Raw genomic sequence first — 18,808 nt, 5'->3', positions numbered from 1 at the left:
GCAATGATCCCGGTCAAAGGGTTTTCAGGGCAGAAAGTAGCGGTTCTGGGGCTAGGTCGGTCGGGTCTGACCACCGCACGAGCGCTGCGCGCTGGCAGGGCTGAGCCGATCTGCTGGGATGACAACCCCGCCGCGCGTGAAGCGGCAGAGGTCGAGGGATTCTCGTGTGTCGATCTGCGCCGCCACGGGGCGTTTGACGATATTGCCGCACTAATTGTCTCGCCCGGCATCCCTCATCTCTACCCCGCGCCGAACCCGGTTGTGGCCGCTGCGTTGGAAGCCGGAGTTCCGGTCGACAATGATATAGGTCTGTTCTTTCGCTCTTTCGCAGGCCCTGAATGGAACAACTACGACATCCCACCGCGCGTCATCGCGGTGACGGGATCGAATGGCAAATCAACCACCGCTGCGTTGATCCAACATATCCTGACCGAGGCCGGGCGCGACTCGCAACTGGCGGGTAACATTGGGCGCGGCGTGCTGGACATCGACCCAGGTGGCGATGGATCGGTCGTGGTACTGGAGCTATCGAGCTACCAGACCGAACTGGCCCGCGCACTGACGCCGGATGTGGCGGTTTTCACCAATCTTTCACCTGATCACTTGGATCGACATGGTGGAATGGGTGGTTACTTTGCCGCCAAACGTCGCCTGTTCGCCGAAGGAGGTCCAGACCGCGCCGTGATCGGGATAGATGAGGCCGAGGGCGCGTTTCTAGCCGGGCAACTGGCCGAGGGGCCGTCGGATGACCGGGTGATCCGCGTCTCGGTGGCGCGCAAGCTGACCGGGTCGGGTTGGCAGGTCTTTGCCCGCAAGGGTTTCCTGTCGGAATACCGCAAGGGCCGTCAGGCCGGATCGATCGACCTGCGTGAGATCAAGGGCCTGCCCGGTGCGCATAATCACCAGAACGCCTGCGCCGCCTATGCCGCCTGCCGTTCGCTGGGCCTTGCTCCGCGCGTGATCGAAGACGCGCTGCACAGCTTCCCGGGTCTGCCGCACCGCAGTCAGATCATCGCCGAGGCGGACGGCGTGACCTATGTGAATGACTCGAAAGCCACCAACGTAGATAGCGCCCTCAAAGCCTTGAGCGCGTTCAAGAAGATACGTTGGATCTGTGGCGGGCTTGAGAAAGAAGGCGGGCTTGAGGCGCTGAACGGGGCAGGGGACCACGTAATCAAGGCCTACGTCATCGGGCGTGAGGCGGCGAGCTTTGCAATGCAGTTGCAGGCCGATGCGCAAGTCTGCACCACTATGGAAGCGGCGGTTATGCAGGCCATGGCCGATGCGCAGCCCGGTGAAACCGTTCTATTGGCACCTGCTGCGGCCAGTTTCGACCAGTATGACAACTTCGAACAACGTGGCGATGACTTCGTGGATCAGGTTAAAAAACGCCTCTGAAAGCAATGCGTTTGCAATAGATCGCCGGTTCGGCGAAGCTGTGGGCCTATCTGCTTGACGCACTGCCTGCATTGGTTTTTGCCTTCAGGAAATTCAACACGAGGTCATGAATATGCCAAACCGTAAACTTCTTCTGGTCGTTCCAGCGCTGCTGGCTGCTGCGGCTTGCACCAATACCGGGGCCAACTATCAGCCCGTGATCGATGGCCCTGTAGGCCCGAACTACAATTCGGACCTGTATCAGTGCCAGCAACTTGCAGCCTCGCAGGCCAGCGTTGACGGATCGACCGCAGGTAATGCCGCAATCGGCGCTGCAGGTGCTGCAGCCGTCACCGGCATCGTTCAGGACAGCAGCGACAACCTGGGTCGCGCCGCCGTTGCCGGTGCGTTGGTTGGTGCAGGTGCTGACGTGATCAACAAGAACCAGAACAAGGAAGTCATTGTGCGCAACTGTATGCGCGGACGGGGTTACAACGTCGTAGGCTAACGGCTTGCGATGGCACTTCCGGCGGCGTGGCCCGAGGACCACGCCCATTGGAAGTTGTAACCGCCAAGCCAGCCGGTGACATCCACCGCTTCACCAATGACATAGAGGCCGGGGACATCCCTGGCCTCCATCGTTTTAGACGACAGCCCGTCAGTGTCGATCCCGCCCAGAGTGACCTCGGCGGTGCGATAGCCCTCGGTGCCCGACGGCGTAAGCCGCCAGTTGGACAATGCGGCGATCAGTTCCGACAGCGCCGTGTCGGACTGATCCGCAAGATTGCCCTTCATCGGGATATGGTGTGCGAGGTATTCCACCAGACGCGTGGGCAGGTGGCGTGCCAATTCGGTGGTCAGCGCCTTGCGCCCAACAGCCTGCCGCTGATCGCGAAGCAGATCGTATAAAGGCAAATCGGGGATCAGGTTGACCCAAATTGCCTCACCCTCGCGCCAGTACGAAGACAATTGCAGCACCGAAGGACCGCTCAACCCGCGATGGGTGAACAACAAAGCCTCGTCGAAACTGGTGCGCTCGTTTGATAGTCGAGCGGGCAGGGAGACGCCGGACAAATCCTTGAACCGACCGTCCGAGAAGGTGAACGGCACCAGCGCCGCTCGTGTCTCGGTTATCTGCAGCCCGAATTGCTGCGCGATGTCATAGGCCAACCCCGTCGCGCCCATTTTGGGGATCGATTTGCCACCCGTGGCCAGAACCAGATTACGACAGGTCAGAGGGATGTGCTTGCCATCGCGTTCGACATCCAAAGCGAAACCGCTTTCGGTTTTGCGCAAGTTGCGCAGCGACGTCTGCACCCAGAGCTCGGCCTCGGCCTTGACCATTTCATTCAGCAGCATCTGGACGATCTGTTTCGAAGACCCGTCGCAGAATAATTGCCCAAGCGTTTTTTCATGCCATGCAATGCCATGGCGATCGACCAGTTCGATGAAGTCCCACTGTGTATATCGCGCCAGCGCTGATTTGCTGAAATGCGGATTCTGAGACAGGAAATTGCCCGGTCCCGCATACATATTGGTGAAATTGCATCGTCCACCACCCGAGATGCGGATCTTTTCTCCGGGAGCTTTTGCATGGTCGATCACCAGCGCCTGGCCACCGCAATGGGCTGCGCACATCATGCCGGCCGCGCCAGCACCGAGGATGATCGTCTCGAAATCCATATGCTGCGCATGGCGTGGATTGTGAGCGATGGCAAGAGCGCAGACCAAAAACGGTGTGGGTTTGGCCCACGGAATTTCTCAGCAGCACTTGGGTTTGTGCCATATGGTATGTGGATTTTTACTCGTAGTGCATTCTGACATGCTAGGCTCTGTGCTAATGCTTGCCGGTTAAATCCATTTAAAGGGATAAAAATATGCGCTTTCCAAACTTCATTACCGACTTTCCAAGACTAGACGTGCCATTTCCCGAAGACGTCGTGCAGACGGCAGTCATTCGATCTGATGCTGGTTTGGTCGCCTTTTTTACTTTTCTTAAAGAAATGGAACTCCCACTACATTCACATGGTGCCCAATGGGGTATGGTGGTGGAAGGAGAAATTGAACTCACCATTGGCGGAGAGACGAAAGTTTATCTGCCCGGCGACAGCTATTCTATCCCAGCCGGAGTGGAGCATGGCGGGCGCATCAAGGCGGGTTCCCGAGTGATCGATGTGTTTGAAGAGCCTGACAGATACCCCATCAAAGACTGACGATTTACTTTTTGAACAATGACGTTGGGCGCGGTTGATAGTTGGATGAACTCAAACCGAGCCTCAACGGGCCGTCGATCAGAACAGGCAGCATGCGCTGCTTGAATGCATGCGCGTTTGTCAACGGCGGCTCATTGTTCCGGAATTCCAGTTCTGCCTGTCATTCTGCTAGCCCAAATGTAAAAATCCCTGTAGACTCTCAATCAGATCCCGAAAAACGGGACGTTAACGAGGCAGATAGTGGCGGTATCTCATGACTGAGATGGTGTATGGCGCGGTCCAGGACCAGCGCGGAGAACCGATTCTTCCGAAGTGGTGGCGAACGATTGATCGCTGGACGATGTCCTGCGTCCTGATCCTGTTTGTCATCGGGCTTTTGCTGGGGCTAGCCTCGTCGCCGCCACTAGCGGGGCGTAACGGGTTCGATCCTTTCCACTATGTAGAACGTCAGGCGATCTTTGGCGGGCTGGCGCTGGTCGCGATGCTGCTGACCTCAATGATGTCGCCGACACTGGTGCGGCGGCTGGCGATTCTGGGCTTTCTGGCCTCGTTCGTGGCGCTGGCCTTCCTGCCGGTCTTCGGTACAGACTTTGGCAAAGGCGCGGTGCGCTGGTATTCGCTGGGTTTTGCCTCGTTGCAGCCATCCGAGTTCCTCAAGCCCGGTTTTGTCGTGGTGGCCGCATGGCTGTTGGCCGCATCACAGGAAATCAACGGCCCGCCGGGGCGGTTGTGGTCCTTTGCACTGTGTATGTCCATCGTGGCAATGCTGGTGATGCAGCCCGATTTCGGGCAGGCCTGCCTTATCCTTTTTGGTTGGGGTGTGATGTATTTTGTTGCCGGAGCCCCGATGCTATTGCTGGTCGGCATGGCCGGGGCGGTCGTTCTGGGCGGCATGTTTGCCTATTCCAATTCCGAGCACTTTGCCCGTCGTATCGATGGTTTCCTTAATCAGGAACTCGATCCGACCACTCAGCTTGGGTATGCCACCAATGCTATCCGCGAAGGCGGCCTGTTCGGCGTCGGCGTGGGTGAGGGGCAGGTCAAGTGGTCTCTGCCTGATGCGCATACGGATTTCATCATCGCGGTCGCGGCCGAAGAATACGGGCTGATTCTGGTGCTGATTATCATCGCGCTGTACTCGCTGATCGTTGTGCGTTCGCTGCTGCGGCTGATGCGCGAACGCGACATGTTCATCCGTCTGGCTGGCACTGGTCTGGCCTGCATGTTCGGCGTGCAGGCTATGATCAACATGGGCGTCGCTGTGCGTCTTCTGCCCGCCAAGGGCATGACGCTGCCGTTTGTCAGTTATGGCGGATCGTCCCTGATTGCAGGCGGCATCGCGGTTGGCATGTTGCTGGCCTTCACCCGAACCCGCCCGCAGGGCGAGCTAGGCGACATTCTGCGCGGACGAGGCTGATGGGCAAACCTTATCTACTAATCGCAGCAGGTGGCACCGGGGGCCACATGTTCCCTGCGCAGGCGTTGGCCGAGGCGATGCTGCAGAAAGGCTGGCGTGTGCGCCTGTCCACCGACCCGCGCGGAGCGCGCTATACCGGCGCGTTCCCCGCAGACGTCGAGATTGTCGAGGCATCCTCGGCCACCTTCGCCCGAGGCGGATTAGCGGCCAAGATGTTGGTTGGACCCAAGATTGCTGCTGGAGTCACTAGCATGGCTGCGCAGATGATGCGTGACAAGCCGGATGTGGTGGTGGGCTTTGGCGGCTATCCGTCGATACCGGCGCTGGGCGCGGCCATCCTGCTGAAGCTGCCGCGTATGATCCATGAACAAAATGGCGTTCTGGGCCGGGTAAACCAACTGTTTGCCACGCGTGTGGCTCAAGTGGCCTGTGGTGTCTGGCCCACCGATCTGCCTGAAGGGTCCAAGGGCATACACACTGGTAACCCGGTTCGCGCCTCCGTTCTTGAACGCGCTGCTGCCCCCTATATCCCGCCTGGGGAGTACCCGATGTCCGTCCTGGTGATGGGCGGCTCACAGGGCGCACGTATCCTCAGTGACGTGGTGCCGGGGGCCATCGCTGCGCTGCCTGAATATCTGCGCGGGGACATCCGAGTCTCGCATCAGGCCCGCGATGAGGATCGTGAACGGGTCAAGGCCTTTTACGCCGATCACGGCATACGCGCCGATGTACAGCCTTTCTTTGATGACGTACCTCGCCGCATGTCCGACGCGCAGCTGGTTGTCAGCCGGTCGGGTGCCTCCAGTATTGCCGACATTTCCGTGATTGGCCGTCCGTCGATTTTGATCCCGCTTGCCACGGCTGCCGGAGATCATCAAACAGCCAACGCGCGTGGGTTGGTTCAGGCAGGTGGGGCGATCATGATCCCCGAAAACGCCCTTGACGTTCCCGCGCTGACACAGCAAATGACCACGGTTCTCACCAACCCCGAAGCCGCACAGCAAATGGCCCATGCCGCGCTATCGGTCGGGGCACCGGACGCCACCGAGCGTCTGGTCGCCCTTGTCGAGCAACTGGCGCAGAAGGAGACCTCATGAATCCAGCAACCAAACTGCCGCAGGACGTTGGACCGATCCACTTCGTGGGCATCGGTGGGATCGGGATGTCGGGTATCGCAGAGGTGCTTTTGAATCTTGGCTACCGTGTACAAGGTTCGGACTTGAAAACCTCGAAGATTACTGACCGGCTGGCTGGGCTGGGTGCTGAGGTTTTCGAAGGCCAGCGTTCGGAGAACTTGCAGAACGCCGCCGTAGTCGTGGTCTCAACCGCGATCAAACCGGGGAACCCGGAACTGGACGAAGCACGCGCGCAGGGCCTGCCGGTTGTCCGCCGCGCCGATATGCTGGCCGAACTGATGCGGCTGCGCTCGAATATTGCCATCGCCGGAACCCACGGAAAAACGACCACGACCACAATGATGGCCGAACTGATGGTTGCCGGCGATTTCGACCCCACAGTCATCAATGGCGGCATCATCCACGCCTATGGCAGCAACGCCCGCATGGGGCAGGGCGAATGGATGGTGGTTGAAGCGGATGAGAGCGACGGCTCATTCAATCGCCTGCCTGCAACCATCGCCATCGTCACCAATATCGACCCCGAGCATATGGAGCACTGGGGCGATTTCGACCAACTGCGCGACGGGTTTTACGAGTTCGTCTCGAACCTGCCGTTTTATGGCTTGGCCGTCTGCTGCACAGATCATGCCGAGGTGCAGGCGCTTGTTGGCCGCATCTCCGACCGCCGCGTGCGCACCTATGGTTTCAACGCACAGGCCGATGTGCGGGCCGAAAACCTGACCTATAAGGGCGGCGTTGCCCATTTCGACATCCATTTGCGCCACGAAGACAAGGTGATTGAGGGCTGTACCCTGCCGATGCCCGGCGATCACAACGTCTCGAATGCGTTGTCTGCCGTGGCCGTGGCCCGTCATCTGGGCATGAAAGCTTCGGAAATTCGCGACGCGCTGGCCAATTTCGGCGGCGTCAATCGCCGCTTCACGAAGGTTGGAGAAATTGACGGCGTCACCATCATCGACGATTACGGCCACCATCCGGTCGAAATCGCCGCCGTTCTCAAGGCCGCACGTCAGGCCACCGAGGGCCGCGTTATCGCCGTCCACCAGCCTCACCGCTATTCCCGCCTGTCCGACCTGTTCGACGATTTCTGCACCTGCTTCAACGACGCCGACGTGGTCGCTATTGCCGAGGTCTTTGCCGCAGGCGAAGATCCGATCGAAGGTGCCAGCCGTGACGATCTTGTGCAGGGCCTGATCCGCCACGGCCACCGCCACGCGCGCGCGATCTTGAACGAAGAAGACCTCGCCCGCCTTGTCCGTGAACAGGCCCGCCCGGGCGATATGGTTGTCTGCCTCGGCGCAGGTACGATCAGTACCTGGGCCAACGGTTTGCCTGACCGGTTAATCGCCAAAGCGAGCTAACCTCGTGGCGTTGTCGCTCATACTCGCCTGCGTCTGGGTCTTCGCTTCCACCATTGTGGCGATGCTGCCGATGCACCTGCAATTCCCACCGGGTGTTGTACTGTTTGCCAGCGCGCCTGCTCTGATTCTTTGGCTGAGTTTAGACTATGGCTGGTTCGTCGGAGTCCTGGCTGCTGGCGGTTTTGTTTCGATGTACCGCAACCCGATCCGCTACTACTGGCGCAAGTGGACGGGTAAAGAGGTGTCGGAATGAACTGGTCGATTGCGCTTGCCGGTCTGTGGGGTGTTGTCGCCAACGTGTTGGCGATGTTGCCCAGCAAGGACAACCATTGGCGGCGCGCCTATTTCCTGATCGCCGTTGGCGTCCCCATCCTAGGCTATGTCACCTATGAAAATGGTCCATGGATCGGGCTGCTGGTTCTGGCGGCAGGTATGTCAGTTCTGCGTTGGCCGGTGATTTACCTCACCCGTTGGACAAAGGCGAAAATGCAGGGCATGAAGGCGGCGAACAAGTAACTGGCCATTTTCAGGAGGCCCCCATGGTCGACATCGCCACTTTCGCCTATTTGCCGCTGATTACCCTGATCCTCGGGACGCTTGCGGGTTTTGTCGCCGCGCGCTGGATCGGCCTCAAGGCACTGCTGTGGCTGATCGGGCTGACCTCGGCCCTTGGTCTGGTACTGATCATAGTGCTGGCCGGTGTCGGAACAGGAGAAGAAGAACAGGCGTTCGGACCCTTCGTCTGGCTGACCGGTGCGGTCCTGCCCTTCCTGTTTGCGGTGATCATGGGTGGAGTAGGCGGGCGCAGCCTTGCATCGCGGGAAGGCGCATGAGCGAACTGCCCGACGTCCGTGGCCGCCTGTCCGCGGCGCGTTCTCTTTCCGAACTCACCTGGCTGCGCGTCGGCGGACCAGCGGATTATCTGTTTCAACCCGCCGATACCGAAGACCTTCAGTCGTTTCTGCGTGATCTGCCTGCGGATGTTCCCATCTTTCCTATGGGTGTCGGATCCAATCTGATCGTCCGTGATGGTGGTCTGCGGGCGGTGGTGATCCGATTGGGGCGCGGGTTCAATGGCATCTCGGTCGAGGGCAATACCGTCAGCGCGGGTGCCGCCGCGCTGGATGCGCATGTGGCGCGTAAAGCAGCGGATGGAGGTGTGGACCTGACTTTCCTGCGCACGATACCAGGCTCGATCGGCGGGGCCGTGCGCATGAACGCGGGCTGTTACGGCAGCTATACGGCGGATGTGTTGCAAAAGGCTACCGTCGTCACCCGCGCCGGAGAGATCGTGGACCTGACCCCGCAAGACCTCAGCTTCCGCTATCGCCAGTCCGACCTGCCCGAAGGCGCGGTGCTGATCTCGGCGACGCTTCAAGGCCCCTCGGGCGATCCAGCTGAGCTGCACGCTCGCATGGAGGCGCAGCTAAAAAAGCGCGACGAAACTCAACCCACCAAGGACCGCAGCGCCGGGTCGACCTTCCGTAATCCAGCCGGGTTCTCGTCGACTGGGCGCGCGGACGATGTGCATGACCTCAAGGCGTGGAAAGTGATCGATGACGCGGGTATGCGCGGGGCCACAAAAGGTGGCGCGCAGATGAGTCCCAAACACTCGAATTTCATGATCAATACAGGCGACGCCACCGCCGCAGACCTCGAAGGTCTGGGCGAAGAGGTGCGAAAAAAGGTTTACGAAACAAGCGGCATCACGCTAGAGTGGGAAATCATGCGGGTCGGTGATCCGCTGGAAGAATAAGGCCCCGACCGTCAGACCATAACAGGCAAATTAGGACGACGGATCAAAGGCATAAACGCAGTACGGACCACCACATAAGGTCCGGGGACATTGAGGCGCACATTGGGTATGTCGAGCAGGACAAACCCCAAAGTGGCGGTGTTGATGGGCGGCCCCTCGGCGGAACGCGAGGTGTCTCTCAGCTCTGGGCGCGAATGCGCAGCCGCCCTTGTGGGAGAAGGCTTTGAAGTGGTCGAACTGGACGCAGGTCCGGACCTTGCTGCTCGCCTTACCGATATCAAACCCGATGTGGTGTTCAACGCCCTGCATGGACGCTGGGGCGAGGATGGCTGTGTGCAGGGGCTACTGGAATGGATGCGCATTCCTTACACGCATTCCGGCGTGCTGGCTTCGGCCCTTGCGATGGACAAACAGCGCAGCAAAGAGGTCTACGCCGCCGAAGGATTACCTATCGTACCCAGCCTGATCGTTCCCAAGGTCGAGGTGGTCGAGGTCCATGTGATGGAGCCGCCCTATGTGGCCAAGCCCAACAACGAAGGTTCCAGCGTCGGCATCTACATCGTGCATGAAAATGCCAACGGCCCGCCGCAACTGGACGAGGCGATGCCTGATCAGGTGATGGTCGAGAAATACGTCGCGGGCCGTGAACTGACCGTGACCGTGATGGGCGATCGCGCCCTGACGGTGACCGAGATCATGACCGATGGCGGTTGGTACGATTATGATGCCAAGTACAAGCCCGGCGGCTCGTGGCATGTGCTGCCCGCTGACATTCCGCAGGACATCTTTGACCGCTGCATGGACTATGCGGTGAAGGCGCATAATGCGCTGGGGTGTCGCGGCGTGTCCCGCACCGATTACCGCTGGGATGACAGCAAGGGTGCCGACGGGCTGTTCCTGCTGGAAACCAACACCCAGCCCGGCATGACGCCGACTTCGCTGGTGCCCGAACAGGCCGAGCATCTTGGCATCAGTTTCGGCCAGCTCTGCGCCTGGATGGTGGAGGACGCCTCATGCGACCGCTGACCGCCACCCGCGCGCCGGTGATTCACCGGACCAAACCGTTGGCGGGGCCGGATGCCGATTTCACCGCCGCGCCAAGGCCCGAGCCCAAAACCGAACCTAAGCTGCATTTGCGCGGGGCGCGTCTTTTTGGCCGCGCGCGCAACGTGGACCCCGCGCCCTCGCGCCTCAGCTACCGCTTTCAGCGCTGGATGCTCACCCCCGGCATCCGGCGCGGGCTAAAAATTGGCCTGCCGGTTCTGACCGTCGTTGGTTTGGTGGGTGGCTTCTTTGCCGCCGAAGAACGTCGTGAGGCGGTCAGCACCTATATCGCCGACATCAAGACCTCGATCCAGGAGCGCCCCGAATTCATGGTCAACCTGATGGCCATCGACGGGGCAGGAACCGCACTGTCTGAGGATATCCGCGAGATCGTGCCGCTCGATTTCCCGCTCAGTTCGTGGGATCTGGATGTGGAGTTGATCCGCGACACCATCACCGGGCTTGACCCGGTGAAATCGGCAACCGTACGCATTCGCCCTGGCGGGATTCTTCAGGTTGATGTGGTCGAACGCCAGCCGGTCATCGTCTGGCGCACCCGAGACGGGATCGAGCTATTGGATGAAACCGGAGCTCATGTTGACCGTGTTTCAGCACGCGCCGATCACGCAGCCCTGCCACTGATCGCAGGGAAGGGCGCGAACAAACATGTCCCCGAGGCGCTGCAAATCCTGACCACTGCCCGCAGCTTGGGCGACCGCGTTCGCGGTTTGGTGCGCGTTGGCGAACGGCGCTGGGATCTGGTGCTGGATCGCAACCAGCGCATCATGTTGCCGACCGAACGTCCGGCGCGCGCGCTGGAACGCGTGTTGGCGGTGAACGAGGTGCAGGACCTTCTAGAACGTGACGTGGCCGTGGTCGACATGCGACTGGGGCAGCGACCAACCATCCGAATGAACAAAACGGCCAGCGAAGACTGGTGGAACACAAAAGTAGATGTGAGTAGCGGGCAGTAACGACCATGATGACCGATCTTTATCAGTCCCAAAGGGCTATGCGGCAGATGCGCCGACAGGCAATGCAACGCGGTGTAGTTGCTATCCTGGATGTCGGCAGCTCCAAAATCGCTTGCCTTGTATTGCGCTTCGACGGGACGGGGCGGTTGTCAGAGGATAACTCGATCGGCTCGATGGCCGGACAAACCGGTTTCCGGGTCATTGGCGCTGCGACCACCCGTTCGCGCGGGGTGCAGTTCGGCGAGGTTACCGCGATGCAGGAAACCGAGCGCGCCATCCGCACCGCGCTGCAGGCGGCGCAGAAGATGGCCGATATCCGCGTCGATCACGTGATTGCATCCTTCTCAGGGGCGAACCCGCGTTCCTACGGGCTGGATGCGCAGGTTGATCTGGAAGGCCAATTGGTTACCGAAGCCGAGGTCGGTCGTGTCCTGAACGCCTGCGACGTGCCCGATTACGGCGAAGGGCGCGAGGTACTGCATGCGCAACCGGTGAATTTCGCGCTCGACAACCGCTCGGGACTAATCGATCCGCGTGGACAGTTGGGGCAGAGCCTTGCAGTGGATATGCACATGCTAACCGTCGATGCGGTGGCGATCCAGAACATCGTCCGCTGCATCAAGCGCTGCGATCTGGAGCTGGCAGGGATTGCGAACTCAGCCTATGTCTCGGGCATTTCCGCATTGGTCGAGGACGAACAGGAGTTGGGCGCGGCCTGTATCGATTTGGGCGGCGGCACCACCAGCATCTCGATCTTCATGAAGAAACACATGATCTATGCCGATTGCGTGCGCATGGGCGGGGATCACGTGACCAGCGACATTTCGATGGGCCTCGGCGTGCCCGCAGCGGTGGCCGAACGGATCAAGACCTTTAACGGTGGCGTTCACGCGACCGGAGCCGATGATCGCGACCTGATCGACATCGGTGGCGATACTGGCGATTGGGAGCATGACCGCCGTACCGTCAGCCGTGCCGAGTTGATCGGCATCATGCGCCCCCGCGTCGAGGAGATTCTCGAAGAGGTGCGTACTCGTCTGGACGCTGCCGGTTTCGACCACCTGCCAAGCCAGCAGATCGTTCTGACTGGTGGTGGCAGCCAGATCATGGGGCTAGACGGGCTTGCCAGCCGGATTCTGGGTCAGCGTGTTCGTTTGGGCCGCCCGCTGCGCGTTCATGGCCTGCCGCAATCCGCGACCGGGCCCGGTTTTTCTTCGGCAGTGGGGCTTAGCCTGTTTGCGGCGCATCCTCAGGACGAATGGTGGGATTTTGAGATCCCGGTCGACACCTATGCCGCGCGCCCGTTCAAGCGCGCCGTGCGCTGGTTCCGTGACAATTGGTAATGCCCTGCGTGGTGCAGCCGTTGGCGCGGCCCTTGGGCCCGCTGCGGCCCCGGCTCAAACCCTTATTACGCCAGAGGCGTTTCTGAGCGCCGTCGTTGGCAAAACGATCACCTTCCATGAAATCCGAAGCGGTATGTTGGTCGGGACCGAGGAATTCCTCAGCCCGACTCTCTCGGTCTGGCGGATGGAGGGGCGGGGCTGTGTCTATGGCCAGATCACCACGCCAAATGGCCAGATCTGTTTTCTGTACGATGATGCGCCCGATGGCCTGCCAGTCTGCTGGTGGCCCTACCTGTACAATGACCGGTTGATGGTGCGGCTGGCGCGCTTCGTCGGCAGCGAAACGCAAGAGGTCCGTAGCATCTCTGAAGATGGCCTGAATTGCCCAAGTGCCCCGGTAGGCTAAAGAAATCAGTTGCGGCAACTGCCAAATTGCCGCAAAATAAGGCTCAAGGCCCGGCAGAGGCCCAGCGGCAGGACATTGAGCAGTTTTCCGCGACCAAACGAGTGACTAAAAGTTTTACACCCCCCTCAAGGTGGGCGGGGTCTTTCCGTGTGTAGTAGCGCATGAGTCTTTCGCCGCAACATGTCGCGGTAACAGCGAAATGCCGCTGTTTGCTGCCTTATTTCCTCCATATTTTGTGGATTCGTGCGATTTTTCTGGTGACGTTTCCGAAATGACACAGTAAAATCGACTGTGGATAGGTCAGAAAAACCGCATTTTGCGGCAACATAAAAAACAGGCGGACAGAGCATGACATTAAATCTTTCGATGCCCGGGCACGACGAACTCAAGCCTCGGATTACCGTATTTGGCGTTGGCGGCGCTGGGGGCAATGCTGTCGACAACATGATTGAAAAACAGTTGGACGGCGTAGAATTTGTCGTCGCCAACACAGACGCACAGGCGCTGCAGCAAAGCCGTTCGTCGGCGCGGGTGCAGCTGGGCGTCAAAGTCACCGAAGGGTTAGGTGCAGGTGCGCGTCCGACCGTGGGTGCTGCAGCAGCTGAAGAAAGCATCGAACAGATCGTCGATCACCTAGCGGGTGCGCATATGTGCTTTATCACCGCCGGCATGGGTGGCGGCACAGGCACCGGCGCAGCCCCGATCATCGCGCAAGCAGCGCGGGAGCTGGGTGTCCTGACCGTTGGGGTTGTCACCAAACCCTTCCAGTTCGAAGGCGCCAAGCGTATGCGTCAGGCCGAAGACGGCGTTGATGCGCTGCAGAAAGTCGTTGATACGCTGATCATCATTCCGAACCAGAACCTGTTCCGTCTGGCCAACGAAAAGACAACGTTTACCGAGGCGTTCTCGATGGCCGACGATGTCCTGTATCAGGGCGTCAAAGGCGTAACCGACCTGATGGTGCGTCCGGGTCTGATCAACCTCGACTTCGCCGACGTTCGAGCCGTGATGGACGAGATGGGCAAGGCGATGATGGGCACAGGCGAAGCGACCGGTGAAGATCGCGCCATTCAGGCAGCCGAGAAGGCCATTGCCAACCCGCTGTTGGACGAAATCAGCCTCAAGGGTGCCAAGGGTGTGCTAATCAACATCACCGGTGCGCACGACCTGACCTTGTTCGAACTGGACGAGGCCGCCAACCGCATCCGCGAGGAAGTGGACCCGGAGGCCAATATCATTGTCGGTTCGACCCTCGACACCGAGATGGAAGGCGGAATGCGCGTTTCAGTCGTTGCCACCGGTATCGATGCCAGCGAGAAAAGCGAAGATGTACCGGTCGCCCGCCGTTCGATGTCGGCTCCGCTGACACGCACGGTTTCGGCAGAAGACTCCACGCCTGAACAAATCGCTGCAGATGAGGCCCCGGCTGAGGACAACATTGCGCCCACGCTCTTCGAGTCCATCGAAGATGTCGAGTTCAATGAAGGCTGGCAAGACGAACAACCCGCTGCCGAGCAGGACGATGACGGGCTGCCTCCGCCCGCCTATCAGCCTCAGGTGGCGCAGTTCGAACCGCAACCCGAAGTCGAAGAGACAGTCGACACCTACGACGCACCGCGTGCCCAGACCCCCGGCACACCGTCTCCAGAAGCGATGCAGCGGTTGCAGGCCGCAGTTCAGAAAGTACCTTCGAACCGGCTGCGTCCGACGCCTGAGGCACCTCGCGAACCGGCCCCTCAGCCGCAGCAAGCGACCGAGGATCGCCCGCGTTTTGGCTTCAACCGATTGATTGACCGGATGACCGGCCATGCGGCCGATACGCCCGCTCAACCGGTACGCCAACAGCCTGCGATGCGGTCGGTTGACGCAACGGCGCCTGTTCAGGATGAAGCCGATCCTGATCAGGAGCGCATCGAAATTCCCGCCTTCCTACGGCGTCAGGCCAACTGATCGCGGTAACAAAATCATCCCGAAGGGCCGCCATAGCGCGGCCCTTTTTTGTGGAAACACAAAGTGTTGAGCTGGTGTAAGCAGGGATTTGCCGATGTGTCACATTCATGTTTCATTCGGTTGCAAAAGGTGAGTTGAGCCTTAACGCCCCCTTCCTTAGTTGAGGGTGCAACACAGCCCCTGATAGGCTGGACACAACTCACCGAGGCTCACATTGCAACATACGCTCAAATCTTCAGTCACGTTTGTGGGCACTGGGCTGCATAGCGGCAAGCCTGCGACGATGGTTCTGAAGCCTGCAGCGGCAGGTCATGGAATCTGGTTCAAACGGACTGATATCGAGCTGGGCAATGCGTTGATCCCCGCAATCTATGACGTTGTTGAGCGGACGCCTCTTTGCACACGATTGGTTAACGATGCGAATGTGTCGGTATCGACTGTGGAACACATCATGGCGGCACTTGCCGGATGTGGTGTGCATAATGCACTGATTGAAATCGATGGTCCCGAAGTCCCGATCATGGATGGCTCGTCCGTGGCCTTTGTTCAGGGCATCATGGCCAAAGGCGTTCGCCGTCAGGCTAGTCCGGTACTAGCTTATGAGGTGCTTAAGCCCGTCTCTGTTGAACGAGAGGGCGCAAAGGCATCGATCGCGCCTGCGGAAGGTCTGGAGATCGAGTTTCACATCGATTTCGAAGATGACGCCATTGGAAGCCAGACAAAGGTTTTGGACATGCGCAATGGTTCGTTTGCGCGTGAACTCTGCGACAGTCGCACGTTTTGCCGCCGCACAGATGTCGAAGCGATGCGTGAAAACGGATTGGCCTTGGGCGGCACATTGGACAATGCCGTAGTCGTACAGGGCGACGAAGTCCTGACCCCGGGTGGCTTCCGTCACACGGATGAAGCGGTGCGCCACAAAATGCTGGACGCTCTGGGTGATCTCTATCTTGCAGGCGGTCCGATTCTGGGGCGCTTTGTCGGCGAGAAGTCGGGGCATTCGATGACCAACACATTGCTGCGCAAACTGTTCGAAACACCGGGCGCTGTGCGACCGATCCTTTGTACCCCTGAACAAGCCGCGCGTCTGCCCGGCCAGGGCCTTGTGCGAAGCGAAATCCCGCAGGTTGCGTGATCTGATCAACTCTGACGACATTTGCGCCATGAGGGTGGATAAGGCGTTTTGCACTGGAATTTTATGTGCTAGACCGAGGCCCGATCAGGGGTAATTCCCGCTAAGTAGACGACAAGGATGGGCGGAATGGTTGGCAGCAAAGCGGCAGTCAGAATCGCAGGTGCGCTTCTTCTGGCAGCAACTTTGACGGCATGTGGCAATGCCGGAGGTCTGTTTGGTAACCGTGGGGCAGACCGCAGCCAAAACCTCGAAGGTTTCACGCCTGAACAGATTTACACCCGCGGTGAATACGAGCTGTCGCAGAATCGCTCGGACGACGCGGCTTGGTATTTCTCTGAAGTAGAGCGGCTTTATCCTTATTCCGATTGGGCGAAACGTGCGCTGATCATGCAGGCGTTCTCATTCCATTCGGACCAGAACTATGAAGAAAGCCGCGCCGCCGCGCAGCGATATATCGATTTCTATCCCACTGACGAAGACGCCGCCTATGCCCAGTATCTTCTGGCGCTCAGCTACTATGATCAGATCGACGAAGTTGGCCGTGATCAGGGGCTGACCTTTCAGGCACTGCAGGCCCTGCGCACGGTGATCGAAGTCTACCCAGACAGTGAGTATGCCACATCTGCCGTACTGAAGTTCGACCTTGCCTTCGACCATCTGGCTGGCAAAGAGATGGAGATCGGGCGCTATTATCTGCGTCAGGATCACTTCACTGCGGCGATCAACCGATTCCGCGTGGTGGTCGAAGATTTTCAGACCACATCTCATACCGCCGAGGCGCTCTATCGCCTGATCGAGGCGTATCTGGCGCTGGGACTGGTGGACGAGGCGCAGACCGCGGGTGCGATTCTGGGTTACAACTATCAGTCCTCGGAATGGTACGACGCGGGGTACACGTTGCTGACGTCGCGTGGTCTCGATCTAAAGAGCCGAGGTAACAATTGGCTCAGCACGATCTATCGCCAGACCGTCAAGGGTGAGTGGTTGTAACGGCCATGGCTAAAGGCTTGGGACGCTAAAGACCCGATGCTGCGCGCCCTTGATATCCGCGACATGCTGATCATCGACCGGCTGGAGCTGACGTTTCAGCCGGGCTTGAATGCTTTGACCGGTGAAACCGGCGCGGGCAAGTCGATCTTGCTGGATTCGCTGGGCTTTGTGCTGGGCTGGCGCGGGCGCGCCGAGCTGGTTCGTCAGGGGGCCGCACAGGGCGAAGTTGTGGCCGAGTTTGAACTGCCTGACGATCACCCTGCCCATTCGATTCTGGCCGAGGCGGGTCTGCCCGGTGGCGAGGAGCTGATCCTGCGCCGCGTCAACACGGCCGAGGGACGTAAGACTGCATGGGTCAATGACCGCCGTTGTTCGGGCGAAGTGTTACGGGCGCTGTCGGAAACTCTGATCGAACTGCACGGCCAACATGATGACCGAGGCCTGCTGAACCCGCGCGGGCATCGCGCAATGCTGGATGCCTATGCCGGGGCAGGGGATCAGTTGGCCGCCGTGCGTGCCGCGTGGGGCCAGATGTCCATCGCCCGCAAAGCTCTGGCGCAGACTGAGGCAGCGCTGGAGGCTATGCGTGCCGAAGAAGATTTCCTGCGTCATTCCGTTGCCGAGTTGGATCAGCTTGACCCGCAGCCGGGCGAGGATGCAGATCTCGACGCCCGCCGCCGCATGATGCAAGGGGCCGAACGGATTCGCGACGACGTGGCCCGTGCCTTTGCCTTGCTGGGCGGCGACGGGGCCGAGGGCGCGATGGCCGATGCCGTGCGCTGGCTGGAAGGCGTGTCGGACAATGCGGGTGGCCAGTTGGAAGGCCCCATTGCAGCGCTGGGTCGCGCCCTGATCGAACTGGGCGAGGCGCAGGATGGGGTCAACGCCTGTCTGCAAGCGCTCGATTTTAACCCAGCGGAACTGGAACAGGCCGAGGAACGCCTCTTTGCCATTCGCGCGCTGGCACGGAAACACGATGTGGCCCCCGATGATCTGGGCACCTTCGCCGATACCTTGCGCGACCGCCTGAACCGGCTGGATGCAGGTGACGCCGACCTCAGCAACAAACGCGCTGCTGTGGACGCGGCACAAGCTGCGTATGACAACGTGGCCACCGCACTCGGCGAAACGCGCCGTAAGGCCGCCAGTGCGTTGGACACCGCAGTAATGGCTGAACTCGCGCCCCTGAAAATGGAACGCGCCGTGTTCCGGACCGAGGTCACCGCGACCGACGCAGGCCCCGAAGGCATCGACGCGGTGGCCTTCACCGTCGCCACCAACCCGGGGGCGCCGTCAGGGCCGCTCAACAAAATCGCCTCGGGCGGCGAGCTCAGCCGCTTTCTGCTGGCGCTTAAGGTCTGCCTAACGGGTGAAGACAGTGCCCGCACGATGATCTTTGACGAGATTGACCGCGGTGTCGGCGGTGCCACGGCGGACGCGGTGGGCCGCCGTCTGGCCGCACTCGCGCAGGGCGGGCAGGTGCTGGTCGTCACCCACTCGCCGCAAGTGGCCGCACGGGCGGCGCATCACTGGCGGGTGCAGAAACAGGTCACCGGCGATCAGACCCTGTCCACCGTGATCCCGCTGGCCGACCCCGACCGCGTCGACGAAATCGCCCGGATGGTCGCAGGCGACACCATTACGGATGAGGCACGCGCCGCTGCCCGTGCCCTGTTGGATGCATGACGCGCATTCTGTGAGCA

The 18,808-nt window shown here is 60.1% G+C and carries 19 protein-coding genes; 18 read left to right on the top strand and 1 reads right to left on the bottom strand.

Annotation, left to right across the window (positions count from 1 at the left end; genetic code table 11):
- Positions 1-3: 3 nt before the first annotated feature.
- Both murD and ACR0MP_RS09195 read left to right on the top strand, forming a co-directional pair.
- Complete coding sequence (murD, locus tag ACR0MP_RS09200; protein ID WP_480706981.1) at positions 4-1,398, top strand: UDP-N-acetylmuramoyl-L-alanine--D-glutamate ligase; 1,395 nt, start codon at positions 4-6, stop codon at positions 1,396-1,398.
- A 112-nt stretch (positions 1,399-1,510) separates the two neighbouring features.
- A complete protein-coding gene (locus ACR0MP_RS09195) occupies positions 1,511-1,885 on the top strand; it encodes a glycine zipper family protein (protein ID WP_255611713.1) in 375 nt (124 codons plus the stop codon).
- Here the strand turns inward: ACR0MP_RS09195 and ACR0MP_RS09190 are convergent.
- Positions 1,882-3,060, bottom strand: a complete 1,179-nt coding sequence (locus ACR0MP_RS09190) for a BaiN/RdsA family NAD(P)/FAD-dependent oxidoreductase (RefSeq protein ID WP_170401383.1) — start codon at positions 3,058-3,060, stop codon at positions 1,882-1,884. The genes ACR0MP_RS09195 and ACR0MP_RS09190 overlap by 4 nt on opposite strands.
- A 194-nt stretch (positions 3,061-3,254) precedes the next feature.
- Here ACR0MP_RS09190 and ACR0MP_RS09185 point away from each other — a divergent pair, with 194 nt between their 5' ends.
- The 16 genes from ACR0MP_RS09185 to recN all read left to right on the top strand — a co-directional run bounded on the left by ACR0MP_RS09185 (position 3,255) and on the right by recN (position 18,791).
- On the top strand, positions 3,255-3,590 hold the full coding sequence (locus ACR0MP_RS09185; protein WP_480886434.1) for a cupin domain-containing protein: 336 nt from the start codon (positions 3,255-3,257) through the stop codon (positions 3,588-3,590).
- Positions 3,591-3,843: 253 nt separating this feature from the next.
- Positions 3,844-5,007, top strand: a complete 1,164-nt coding sequence (gene ftsW / locus ACR0MP_RS09180; protein WP_170392040.1) for a putative lipid II flippase FtsW — start codon at positions 3,844-3,846, stop codon at positions 5,005-5,007.
- The gene (locus ACR0MP_RS09175) at positions 5,007-6,104 is read left to right on the top strand and encodes a UDP-N-acetylglucosamine--N-acetylmuramyl-(pentapeptide) pyrophosphoryl-undecaprenol N-acetylglucosamine transferase (RefSeq protein ID WP_480886432.1); all 1,098 of its coding nucleotides are present in this window, start codon (positions 5,007-5,009) and stop codon (positions 6,102-6,104) included. The genes ftsW and ACR0MP_RS09175 overlap by 1 nt, the downstream gene beginning before the upstream one ends.
- Positions 6,101-7,507 carry a UDP-N-acetylmuramate--L-alanine ligase gene (gene murC, locus ACR0MP_RS09170; RefSeq protein ID WP_480886430.1) on the top strand — a complete coding sequence of 469 codons (1,407 nt, stop codon included), beginning with the start codon at positions 6,101-6,103 and terminating at the stop codon, positions 7,505-7,507. The genes ACR0MP_RS09175 and murC overlap by 4 nt, the downstream gene beginning before the upstream one ends.
- Positions 7,508-7,511: 4 nt before the next feature.
- Complete coding sequence (locus ACR0MP_RS09165) at positions 7,512-7,760, top strand: DUF2484 family protein (protein ID WP_170401374.1); 249 nt, start codon at positions 7,512-7,514, stop codon at positions 7,758-7,760.
- Positions 7,757-8,023 (top strand): DUF2484 family protein, encoded by a 267-nt coding sequence (locus tag ACR0MP_RS09160; protein WP_170392032.1) that lies wholly within the window; start codon positions 7,757-7,759, stop codon positions 8,021-8,023. Before ACR0MP_RS09165 ends, ACR0MP_RS09160 begins: the two co-directional genes overlap by 4 nt.
- A gap of 23 nt (positions 8,024-8,046) precedes the next feature.
- Positions 8,047-8,340 carry a hypothetical protein gene (locus tag ACR0MP_RS09155; RefSeq protein ID WP_170401372.1) on the top strand — a complete coding sequence of 98 codons (294 nt, stop codon included), beginning with the start codon at positions 8,047-8,049 and terminating at the stop codon, positions 8,338-8,340.
- Positions 8,337-9,263 carry a UDP-N-acetylmuramate dehydrogenase gene (gene murB / locus ACR0MP_RS09150; protein WP_170401370.1) on the top strand — a complete coding sequence of 309 codons (927 nt, stop codon included), beginning with the start codon at positions 8,337-8,339 and terminating at the stop codon, positions 9,261-9,263. Before ACR0MP_RS09155 ends, murB begins: the two co-directional genes overlap by 4 nt.
- A gap of 108 nt (positions 9,264-9,371) precedes the next feature.
- A complete protein-coding gene (locus ACR0MP_RS09145; RefSeq protein ID WP_170512292.1) occupies positions 9,372-10,289 on the top strand; it encodes a D-alanine--D-alanine ligase in 918 nt (305 codons plus the stop codon).
- Positions 10,277-11,281 carry a cell division protein FtsQ/DivIB gene (locus ACR0MP_RS09140; protein WP_170401363.1) on the top strand — a complete coding sequence of 335 codons (1,005 nt, stop codon included), beginning with the start codon at positions 10,277-10,279 and terminating at the stop codon, positions 11,279-11,281. Before ACR0MP_RS09145 ends, ACR0MP_RS09140 begins: the two co-directional genes overlap by 13 nt.
- An 8-nt stretch (positions 11,282-11,289) precedes the next feature.
- Positions 11,290-12,624, top strand: coding sequence for a cell division protein FtsA (gene ftsA / locus ACR0MP_RS09135; protein WP_170392023.1), 1,335 nt, complete (start codon positions 11,290-11,292; stop codon positions 12,622-12,624).
- Positions 12,611-13,030 carry a hypothetical protein gene (locus tag ACR0MP_RS09130; RefSeq protein WP_170401361.1) on the top strand — a complete coding sequence of 140 codons (420 nt, stop codon included), beginning with the start codon at positions 12,611-12,613 and terminating at the stop codon, positions 13,028-13,030. The genes ftsA and ACR0MP_RS09130 overlap by 14 nt, the downstream gene beginning before the upstream one ends.
- A gap of 348 nt (positions 13,031-13,378) precedes the next feature.
- The gene (gene ftsZ, locus ACR0MP_RS09125) at positions 13,379-14,980 is read left to right on the top strand and encodes a cell division protein FtsZ (RefSeq protein ID WP_170594770.1); all 1,602 of its coding nucleotides are present in this window, start codon (positions 13,379-13,381) and stop codon (positions 14,978-14,980) included.
- 214 nt (positions 14,981-15,194) lie between these two features.
- A complete protein-coding gene (gene lpxC, locus ACR0MP_RS09120) occupies positions 15,195-16,115 on the top strand; it encodes a UDP-3-O-acyl-N-acetylglucosamine deacetylase (protein ID WP_170401357.1) in 921 nt (306 codons plus the stop codon).
- 126 nt (positions 16,116-16,241) lie between these two features.
- Complete coding sequence (locus tag ACR0MP_RS09115) at positions 16,242-17,105, top strand: outer membrane protein assembly factor BamD (RefSeq protein WP_170392015.1); 864 nt, start codon at positions 16,242-16,244, stop codon at positions 17,103-17,105.
- Positions 17,106-17,141: 36 nt separating this feature from the next.
- Positions 17,142-18,791: a DNA repair protein RecN gene (recN, locus tag ACR0MP_RS09110; protein WP_480886427.1), complete on the top strand. Its 1,650-nt coding sequence runs from the start codon at positions 17,142-17,144 to the stop codon at positions 18,789-18,791.
- Positions 18,792-18,808: the final 17 nt, after the last annotated feature.

This window comes from Ruegeria sp. K3, from assembly GCF_056531845.1.
This window is presented reverse-complemented; position numbering and strand designations above follow the sequence as displayed.

What these genes read in the sequence shown, in the direction of transcription:
- ACR0MP_RS09190 (WP_170401383.1), bottom strand. Translation starts at nt 3,060, where the DNA reads ATGGATTTCGAGACGATCATCCTCGGTGCTGGCGCGGCCGGCATGATG.
- ACR0MP_RS09195 (WP_255611713.1), top strand. Translation starts at nt 1,511, where the DNA reads ATGCCAAACCGTAAACTTCTTCTGGTCGTTCCAGCGCTGCTGGCTGCT.
- ACR0MP_RS09145 (WP_170512292.1), top strand. Translation starts at nt 9,372, where the DNA reads ATGTCGAGCAGGACAAACCCCAAAGTGGCGGTGTTGATGGGCGGCCCC.
- murD (WP_480706981.1), top strand. Translation starts at nt 4, where the DNA reads ATGATCCCGGTCAAAGGGTTTTCAGGGCAGAAAGTAGCGGTTCTGGGG.
- ftsZ (WP_170594770.1), top strand. Translation starts at nt 13,379, where the DNA reads ATGACATTAAATCTTTCGATGCCCGGGCACGACGAACTCAAGCCTCGG.
- ACR0MP_RS09155 (WP_170401372.1), top strand. Translation starts at nt 8,047, where the DNA reads ATGGTCGACATCGCCACTTTCGCCTATTTGCCGCTGATTACCCTGATC.
- ACR0MP_RS09175 (WP_480886432.1), top strand. Translation starts at nt 5,007, where the DNA reads ATGGGCAAACCTTATCTACTAATCGCAGCAGGTGGCACCGGGGGCCAC.
- ACR0MP_RS09185 (WP_480886434.1), top strand. Translation starts at nt 3,255, where the DNA reads ATGCGCTTTCCAAACTTCATTACCGACTTTCCAAGACTAGACGTGCCA.
- recN (WP_480886427.1), top strand. Translation starts at nt 17,142, where the DNA reads ATGCTGCGCGCCCTTGATATCCGCGACATGCTGATCATCGACCGGCTG.
- murB (WP_170401370.1), top strand. Translation starts at nt 8,337, where the DNA reads ATGAGCGAACTGCCCGACGTCCGTGGCCGCCTGTCCGCGGCGCGTTCT.
- ftsW (WP_170392040.1), top strand. Translation starts at nt 3,844, where the DNA reads ATGACTGAGATGGTGTATGGCGCGGTCCAGGACCAGCGCGGAGAACCG.
- murC (WP_480886430.1), top strand. Translation starts at nt 6,101, where the DNA reads ATGAATCCAGCAACCAAACTGCCGCAGGACGTTGGACCGATCCACTTC.
- ACR0MP_RS09160 (WP_170392032.1), top strand. Translation starts at nt 7,757, where the DNA reads ATGAACTGGTCGATTGCGCTTGCCGGTCTGTGGGGTGTTGTCGCCAAC.
- ACR0MP_RS09115 (WP_170392015.1), top strand. Translation starts at nt 16,242, where the DNA reads ATGGTTGGCAGCAAAGCGGCAGTCAGAATCGCAGGTGCGCTTCTTCTG.
- ftsA (WP_170392023.1), top strand. Translation starts at nt 11,290, where the DNA reads ATGACCGATCTTTATCAGTCCCAAAGGGCTATGCGGCAGATGCGCCGA.
- ACR0MP_RS09140 (WP_170401363.1), top strand. Translation starts at nt 10,277, where the DNA reads ATGCGACCGCTGACCGCCACCCGCGCGCCGGTGATTCACCGGACCAAA.